Raw genomic sequence first — 1,432 nt, 5'->3', positions numbered from 1 at the left:
GAGCGGCGCGCGCGCGAATCGGCGGCGCTCGTGTACAGGCGATCCTTCAGCACGTCGAGGTAGAAGCCGCCGAGGTCTTCCGAGCAGTACGTCTGCAGCTTCGCGACGACCGGGTGGAATTCGTACTTCTCGTAGTGGCCGAGCAGCTCCGTCTGCAGTTGCTGCGAGAACGCGACCGCATAGCGGTCGATCTCGAGCCACTCGTCGACCGGCACCGCGTGCTGCGCGAAGTCGAAATCCGACAGGTTCGCGAGCAGGAAGCGCAGCGTGTTGCGGATGCGGCGATAGCCTTCCGTCACGCGCTTCAGGATTTCCTCGGAAATCGCGAGCTCGCCCGAGTAGTCGGTCGACGCGATCCACAGGCGGATGATCTCCGCGCCGAGGCGGTTCGCGACTTCATGCGGGTCGATGCCGTTGCCGAGCGACTTGCTCATCTTGCGGCCTTCGCCGTCGACCGTGAAGCCGTGCGTGAGCAGGCCCTTGTACGGCGCGCGGCCGTCGATCATCGATGCGGTGAGCAGCGACGAATGGAACCAGCCGCGATGCTGGTCCGAGCCTTCGAGGTACAGGTCGGCCGGGAACTGCAGCTGATCCTTGTGCGAGCCGCGCAGCACGTGCCAGTGCGTCGTGCCCGAGTCGAACCACACGTCGAGCGTGTCGCGGTTCTTTTCGTACAGGTTCGCGTCGTCGCCGATCAGCTCGCGCGGGTCGAGCGATTGCCATGCCTCGATGCCCGACTGTTCGACGCGCTTCGCGACTTCCTCGAGCAGCTCGAGCGTGCGCGGGTGCAGCTCGCCGGTTTCCTTGTGCACGAAGAACGCCATCGGCACGCCCCACTGGCGCTGGCGCGACAGCGTCCAGTCCGGACGGTTCGCGATCATGCTGAACAGGCGCTGCTTGCCCCACGACGGATAGAACGCGGTCGCGTCGACGCCTTCGAGCGCCGTTTCGCGCAGCGTCTTGCCGCCGTCTTGCGGCGTCACGTCCATGCCGGCGAACCACTGCGACGTCGCGCGGTAGATGATCGGCGTCTTGTGGCGCCAGCAGTGCATGTAGCTGTGCGTGTACTTCTCGCTGCGCAGCAGCGAGCCGGCCGCGTTCAGCGCGTCGACGATCTTCGGGTTCGCATCCCAGATCGACAGTCCGCCGAACAGCGGCAGCGATTCGATATAGCGGCCGTCGCCCATCACCGGGTTGATGAAGTCGGAATCGGTCATCCCGTGCGCCTTGCACGACATGAAGTCTTCAATACCGTACGCGGGCGACGAGTGCACGACGCCGGTACCGGTGTCTGTCGTCACGTAGTCGCCGAGGTAGACGGGCGCGGTGCGCTTGTAGCCGGGGTGGGCCGATGCGAGCGGGTGGTGGAAGCGCAGGTTCGCGAGCTTCACGCCGGGCGCGGTCGCGACGACGCGGCCCGTGAGCTTGAAGT

At 65.9% G+C, this 1,432-nt stretch carries 1 protein-coding gene; it reads right to left on the bottom strand.

Annotated features, from left to right (window positions below):
- Nucleotides 1-1,432, bottom strand: a 1,432-nt coding sequence (locus tag JMF90_RS36940) for an isoleucine--tRNA ligase (RefSeq protein WP_201326329.1), incomplete at both ends; no start/stop codon positions are given.

This window comes from Burkholderia sp. E168m23 (assembly GCF_016586125.1).
In the GTDB taxonomy this organism is placed as follows: domain Bacteria; phylum Pseudomonadota; class Gammaproteobacteria; order Burkholderiales; family Burkholderiaceae; genus Burkholderia; species Burkholderia orbicola.
This window is presented reverse-complemented; position numbering and strand designations above follow the sequence as displayed.